Origin of the sequence: Paraburkholderia guartelaensis (assembly GCF_004353905.1) — a bacterium.
Taxonomy (GTDB): domain Bacteria; phylum Pseudomonadota; class Gammaproteobacteria; order Burkholderiales; family Burkholderiaceae; genus Paraburkholderia; species Paraburkholderia guartelaensis.
This window is the reverse complement of sequence record NZ_SMOD01000020.1, coordinates 149092-155471: the sequence shown is the minus strand read 5'-3', so window position 1 is coordinate 155471 and position 6380 is coordinate 149092. Positions and strand designations below refer to the sequence as shown.

Here is a 6380-nt window from a genome sequence, read left to right as displayed (position 1 = left end):
CGCAAAGTGATCTACACGACCAACGCCATTGAAAGCGTGAACGCCCAGCTACGCAAGATCGTCAAGACGCGTGGGCACTTCCCCACGGACGAGGCCGCGACCAAACTGCTGTGGCTGGCCTTGCGCAATATCACGGCTGACTGGAGCCGTGCCGCACATGACTGGAAAGCCGCGATGAACCAGTTCGCGATCCTCTACGAGGATCGCTTCACCAGGAATCATTTGTAGAATGCAATTGATGACCTGCCAGACGGCAGGTTTTTATCTGCCTTGCACACAAAAATTCAGACACTTCCGATCGTTGCGGCCCTGATGTCTCCGACTTCCTCACTATTCCTTTCATCCGCAATTTTCAGTAGATCAACGTAGTTGGCCCGCACCTGCATCATTTTGATTCGGTCATCAACGAACCTCGTCTTGTTGTAAGCAGTGCAAAAATATCGGATACGCTATGCACAAGTTGATGCTCGATGACTTACGCTGGAACCGTACGCACAGTGTGCTTTCATTCAAGAGCGGATCTTCGGTTCGACGCACATCATAGATCTGTCTTGAGTCAAATAAAAATAAAAATGAAATTTAGATAAGCTAAATCGAGTATTTCGTACTCCGATTCTCTATAGAATGACCTAACCAATCATCCTTATATATTCGGCGTTGGGTAGCACGCTCTTCCACGAGGCCCGAACATGAAAGATGAGCAATTCTTCCGCGAACTCGGGGAGCGTATTGCCAGCGCGCGCAAAGCGCACGGTTTGACCCAGCACGAATTGGCCGAAGCACTCGGCATCGCCCAGCAGACGCTTGCTCACTATGAAGGCGGGCGCTCACGCGTTCCGGCGTCCATGTTGCCCATGCTAGCGGAGCTGTTGATGTCCACTGCCGATGAGTTGTTGGGCAAGCCGCTCGGCGTGCCGGCGGCCGGGTACAGATCAATGTCGCGCCTACAACGTCAGATCGCCGCGATCGAACAACTACCCAAGCCCAAACAGCAGTTCGTCTCACAAATGTTGGACACCGTGCTCGCACAGGCGCGGAAGTAGAAGGAGTCTCAATGCAGTAAACGAAGCGCGGGCCATGAGTGTTACTAGCACTCAAGGCCCGCTAACCAAAACCAACTCAACCAAGGAGTTGACCATGGCTGACGCCAATCTTAATGCATTGCACGCACATCCCGAGCGCCGCGTAACCATCCGGCAGTCTTGGCGGTACCGCAAGTCCAGCTCACGGGCAAGAAATGACCCGCCGCTTTACCCCTGGCTCAAGCTTTCTGGCCGATGGCTCGAAGTCGCAGGCTTTGAACCAGGCCAGCGCGTCCGAATCACGGTCGAAGACAAGAGGCTAGTGATCACGCCATACTGATCCGCCCGTCAGACCAAAGCCCGCACCAAACAAAGAAGGCCACGAACCACACGGTTCGTGGCCTTCACGCCTTCTGCAGCACCACCCCAAAATCTTTTTTGAAAGACTGGATCCACAAATCCACTTGGAGTAATCTGCCCCAACGACTTAGCAACCGCAATGGCATCCTCCCGCACCGCACAAAACGGATCAAGCGCACAAAAATGCCTGCCACCAGCGTCCGCAACACTGCCGGCCTAGCCTTAACCGCCGAAGAAGAGGCCTACCGCTTCCTTCTTGAAGCGATCATCGAAGGCCGCTACGCCGCAGGCCAGCGCATCGTCGCCGAGACGGTTGCAGAAGAGCTTTCAATGAGCCGCATGCCTATCCGCGCGGCACTAAAAAGACTTCAAACCGAAGGCCTGATCATCCAGCGCCCCAACCGCGGCGCCATCGTCCGCGGCCTGACCGTGGAAGAAGTCCAGGACATCTTCGACATGCGCATCGCGCTCGAATGCCTGGCCATGCGCGTCGCCGCGCCACGCTGCACCGAAGCGCATCTCATCAAGCTCCAACGCCTGCTGGAAGATATGGATGCCTGCGTAGGCGACACAGACACCTGGGTCCAACGCCACTGCGCGTTCCACGAATACCTGTGCGAAATTAGCGGCCGCACGCGCCTCTACCAGCAAATTCACTCGCTCTACACGCTGATCGAAGGCCCCATGCGTTTGTGGATCGAGCAAGCCACCTTCAGACGCAAACGCGCACGCGACGCCCACCAGAACCTCATCGACGCGCTGCGCACCCGCGACCCCGCGCAAGCCGAGCAGGCGCTGCGCGAGCACCTCGAATCAACCGTTCCCCAGATCATCAAGTTCCTCGAATCGCCCGCGTCACGAGCGTAACGCGTCGGCGTCCTAACTGTCGTCGTATCCTCACTCTCAGCCAGGAGCCTCTCGATGTCAGCAAATCAGTCCAAGCGTCTTCGTCTCGCCGCCTGCGCAGGCTTCGCGCTCCTCGCGCAGGTTGCCGGCGTTTCCGCGGCGCAGGCCGCCGATCTGGGGCTCGTGAAAGGTGGAACACTCACTTACTGTTCGAGCATGGACGCGCCGCCGCTCGCGTCCTACGACGAAAATCAACAGCCGCGCGGCTTCTCCGTCGACGTGGCGCATGACGTCGCGAAGCAGCTCGGCAATCTCAAGGTCGAGTGGAAGGTCATGTCGTTCAGCGGGCAGATTCCGGCGCTGCAGGCGAAGCAATGCGATCTCGTGATCGGCCAGCTCTTCGACAAGCCCGAGCGGCGCCAGATCATCGACATCGTCGACTATATGTATTCGAGCCAGTCAATCATGGTGCCGCGCGGCAACCCGCGCCACGTGCGCTCGCTCGATGACCTTTCTGGCATGAAGGTCGCGGTGCTCAACGGCACGACCATCAGCACGCTGCTCGACAAGGAGAACGAGAAGCTCAAGGCCGCGGGCAAGCCGCCCATGAATATCGTTGTCTATAGTTCGGATGCCGATGCATTTCAGGCCTTCCGAATAAATCAGGTCGACGCCTACGGCACCACGTCGGAAAGCGCCGCGCACTTCCAGCAGGTCTCGGGCGATATGTTCGATGAGGCGGTGCCCGGTTTCAATCGCATCGCAACCGGCATTGGCGCGCGCAAGGGTGAGCCGCTTTCGCCGGCCGTGGCGAAGGCCGTGGCCGATCTCGTGAAGAGCGATCGCTACGGCAAGATGCTCGCCACCTGGAAGCTCGAAAACGATCGCCTGTGAGCGCGGGGTGACGCCATGAATTTCAGTTGGGAAATCTTCCGGAAATTCCTGCTGGACCCAAGCCCGGCGTATCTGCACGGATTGTGGCTCACGTTCTCGATCAGCGCCTGTGCGATCGTGTTCGGCGCCACGCTCGGCCTGATCGTCGCGCTCATGCGGCTTTCGTCGAGTTTGCCCGTGCAGTATCTCGCGCGCGGCTACATCTGGGTCATGCGCGGCACGCCGTTGCTCATGCAGATCGTGTTCCTGTACACCGCGTTTGCCGCGGCGAACATCTTTCACTTTCACGATCTCGACTTCGGCATCATCTCGCTGCCCGGCAATATTCAGGCAGCCGTGCTTGCGCTCGGCATGAATTCGGCAGCCTATCAGGCGGAGATCATTCGCGCGGGACTGAGTTCGGTGGATCGTGGGCAGTATGAAGCGTCGCGCTCGCTTGGCATGACTTCGGTGCTGCTCATGCGCCGCGTCGTGCTGCCGCAAGCCTTCCGCGTGATCGTGCCGCCGCTCGGCAACGAGTTCAACGTGATGCTCAAGAACACCACGCTCGTGAGCGTGATCGGCGTGCCGGAACTGCTCCTAAGCACGCAGATGATCACCTCGGTGAACTTCCGCGTGTTCGAGCTGTATCTCGTGCTCGGCATCTACTTCCTCGCGCTCACCACGCTCTGGGGTTTCGTGCAGCGGCGGCTCGAAGCGCATTTCGGCCGCGGCGAGGCGAAGCCGGCTGCGAATACGCGTCTGTTCGGCGCGCAAACGATGAAACTGCTGCGGGGGCGTTGACATGAACGAAGCACGCGAAATCGTCATCGAGGCGTCGGACATTCACAAGTCGTTCGGCTCGACCAAGGTCCTCAACGGCATTTCGTTGAGCGTCGCGAAGGGGGAAGTGGTGGTGCTGATCGGCTCGTCGGGGTCGGGCAAGACCACGTTCATCCGCTGCCTCAATCTGCTCGAGTCGTACGACAGCGGGCGGGTGCGCGTGAACGGCCATTTGCTTGGGTTTGTCGAGCGCCCGAACGGCACGCTGGTGCGCGATTCCGCGCGCCAGCTCGCACGGCAGCGCCGCGATATCGGCATGGTGTTCCAGCGCTTCAATCTGTTTCCGCACATGACGGCGCTGGAGAACGTGATCGAGGCGCCCATCCACGTGCTGAAGATGCCGCGCGAAGAGGCGATCAAGCAGGCGAAGGCGCTGATCGCCCGCGTGGGTCTTGCAGATCGCGCCGACCACTATCCGTCGCAGCTTTCCGGCGGTCAGCAGCAGCGCATCGCCATCGCTCGCGCGCTTGCCATGCAGCCAAAGGTGCTGCTCTTCGACGAACCCACCAGCGCGCTCGATCCGGAAACCGTGGGCGAAGTGCTGCAGGTGATGAAGGAGCTTGCGGAAGACGGCATGACGATGGTCGTCGTCACGCACGAAATGGGCTTCGCTCGCGAGGTGGCCGATCGCGTGGTCGTGCTCGACCAGGGCGAGCTGATCGAAGAAGGGCCGCCCGAGCGCATTTTCACCGCGCCATCGCATCCGCGCACGCAGACGTTCTTGAAGCGCACGCTGCGAACTGCCATGCCTGCATCGGCGTAGGCATGAGCCGCAATGCTGCGTCACGTGAATTAACACATCATCAGGATACCAAAATAGGAGAACGCTTCGATGCGTAACTTCGAAACGCCGGGCCGCTCGCTCGTCATGGCTCGCAACGGCATGGCTGCGACTTCGCACCCGAGCGCCACGCTCGCCGCCGTCCAGATTCTCGCCGCCGGCGGCAACGCCATGGATGCCGCGATTGCCGCGTGCGCGGTGCAGTGCGTGGTCGAACCCGGCTCGACGGGCGTAGGCGGCGACTGTTTTGCGCTCTATTCGCGCGGCGGTACCGATGACGTGATCGCCTATGACGGTTCCGGCTGGGCCCCCGCGGCAGCGAGTGCCGAGCGTCTGCGCGCCATGGGCGTGGAAACCATCGCGCGTCATTCGCCGCATGCCGTCACGGTGCCGGGCGCGGTGGACGCATGGACCACGCTCCATCGCGATCACGGCCAGCTGCCGCTGCGCGACGTACTGGCTCCGGCAATCCGTTTCGCCGAAGAAGGCTACGCCGTTGCGCCGCGTACCGCGCACGACTGGGCGGCAGAAGTGGAAACGCTCTCGCGCGACGCCGTAGCGCGCACCACCATGCTCGTGGATGGCGCTGCGCCGCGCGCGGGCTCGACGCACCATCAACCGCGTCTCGCGAACACGCTGCGCGCCATCGCCGAATCGGGCCGGGACGCGTTCTACTGCGGCGCCATCGCGGCCGATCTCGTCGCGCAGCTTCAGGCGCACGGCGGACTGCACACGCTGGAAGACTTCGCCGAATTCCGCGGCGATTACGTCACGCCGATTCGCGCAAAATTCCGCGGCTACGACGTGATCGAATGCCCGCCGGCGGGGCAGGGCGTGATCGCGCTGCTGTTGCTGCGCCTGCTCGACAAATACGACGCTGAAGGCAGTCCGCTCGACCCCGACCGTCTGCATCGCGAGATCGAGGCGGCCAAGCTCGCCTACGCAGTACGCGACGCCGTGCTAGGGGACCCGCGCCATGGCCGCGTCGATTTCGAGCGCCTGCTGTCCGACGACTACGTGGACGGCCTGCGAAGCCGCATCGACCTCGAAGGCGTCCTGGACCCGGCTGCCGCGCTCACCCAGGTCGAGCACCGCGACACGGTCTACATCACCGTCGTCGATCGCGATCGCAACTGCGTGAGCTTCATCAATTCGTTGTTCTATCCATTTGGCAGCGGGCTGATGGGCAAGGAATCCGGTGTAATGCTGCACAACCGCGGCATGAGCTTCTCGGTCGAGCCAGGGCATCCCAACGCGATTGCGCCGCACAAGCGTCCGATGCACACCATCATTCCGGGGATGGTCGCGCGCGACGGCCGCGTGCAGATGAGTTTCGGCGTGATGGGCGGCCACTATCAGGCCATGGGGCACGCGCACTTCCTATCGAAGGTGCTGCATTACGGCCTCGACATGCAGGCCGCGATGGATCTGCCGCGCGTCTTTCCGCGCCCGGGCACGGGCACCGTGGAAATCGAATCGACCTTGCCCGCTAACGCGCGCGCGGTGCTCGCGGATCGCGGCTTCAAGCTCGTGCCTGCCGCCGGGCCGATTGGCGGTTCGCAGGCGATCCGCATCGACTGGGAGCGGGGCGTGTTGACCGGCGCGTCCGATCATCGCAAGGACGGCTGCGCGCTCGGGTATTGAAGCAGCACACA

8 protein-coding genes are annotated in these 6380 nt (G+C 61.4%); all 8 read left to right on the top strand.

The window, feature by feature from the left end; all coding sequences use genetic code 11:
* Window positions 1-228 (top strand): transposase (locus E1N52_RS25100; protein WP_133184843.1); only part of this gene is annotated, 228 nt, incomplete at its 5' end.
* Window positions 229-689: 461 nt separating this feature from the next.
* On the top strand, window positions 690-1043 hold the full coding sequence (locus tag E1N52_RS25095) for a helix-turn-helix domain-containing protein (protein WP_133185453.1): 354 nt from the start codon (window positions 690-692) through the stop codon (window positions 1041-1043).
* Window positions 1044-1137: 94 nt separating this feature from the next.
* On the top strand, window positions 1138-1362 hold the full coding sequence (locus E1N52_RS25090; protein WP_133185451.1) for a SymE family type I addiction module toxin: 225 nt from the start codon (window positions 1138-1140) through the stop codon (window positions 1360-1362).
* Window positions 1363-1460: 98 nt separating this feature from the next.
* Window positions 1461-2249: a GntR family transcriptional regulator gene (locus E1N52_RS25085; protein ID WP_205965662.1), complete on the top strand. Its 789-nt coding sequence runs from the start codon at window positions 1461-1463 to the stop codon at window positions 2247-2249.
* Window positions 2250-2303: 54 nt separating this feature from the next.
* Window positions 2304-3122 carry an ABC transporter substrate-binding protein gene (locus E1N52_RS25080; RefSeq protein ID WP_133185449.1) on the top strand — a complete coding sequence of 273 codons (819 nt, stop codon included), beginning with the start codon at window positions 2304-2306 and terminating at the stop codon, window positions 3120-3122.
* Between the two features lie 15 nt (window positions 3123-3137).
* On the top strand, window positions 3138-3905 hold the full coding sequence (locus E1N52_RS25075) for an amino acid ABC transporter permease (protein ID WP_042265588.1): 768 nt from the start codon (window positions 3138-3140) through the stop codon (window positions 3903-3905).
* A 1-nt stretch (window position 3906) separates the two neighbouring features.
* Complete coding sequence (locus E1N52_RS25070) at window positions 3907-4707, top strand: amino acid ABC transporter ATP-binding protein (RefSeq protein WP_133185447.1); 801 nt, start codon at window positions 3907-3909, stop codon at window positions 4705-4707.
* 69 nt (window positions 4708-4776) lie between these two features.
* Window positions 4777-6369 (top strand): gamma-glutamyltransferase, encoded by a 1593-nt coding sequence (gene ggt, locus E1N52_RS25065; protein ID WP_133185445.1) that lies wholly within the window; start codon window positions 4777-4779, stop codon window positions 6367-6369.
* Window positions 6370-6380: the final 11 nt, after the last annotated feature.

What these genes read in the sequence shown, in the direction of transcription:
- E1N52_RS25095 (WP_133185453.1), top strand. Translation starts at nt 690, where the DNA reads ATGAAAGATGAGCAATTCTTCCGCGAACTCGGGGAGCGTATTGCCAGC.
- E1N52_RS25080 (WP_133185449.1), top strand. Translation starts at nt 2,304, where the DNA reads ATGTCAGCAAATCAGTCCAAGCGTCTTCGTCTCGCCGCCTGCGCAGGC.
- E1N52_RS25075 (WP_042265588.1), top strand. Translation starts at nt 3,138, where the DNA reads ATGAATTTCAGTTGGGAAATCTTCCGGAAATTCCTGCTGGACCCAAGC.
- E1N52_RS25090 (WP_133185451.1), top strand. Translation starts at nt 1,138, where the DNA reads ATGGCTGACGCCAATCTTAATGCATTGCACGCACATCCCGAGCGCCGC.
- ggt (WP_133185445.1), top strand. Translation starts at nt 4,777, where the DNA reads ATGCGTAACTTCGAAACGCCGGGCCGCTCGCTCGTCATGGCTCGCAAC.
- E1N52_RS25070 (WP_133185447.1), top strand. Translation starts at nt 3,907, where the DNA reads ATGAACGAAGCACGCGAAATCGTCATCGAGGCGTCGGACATTCACAAG.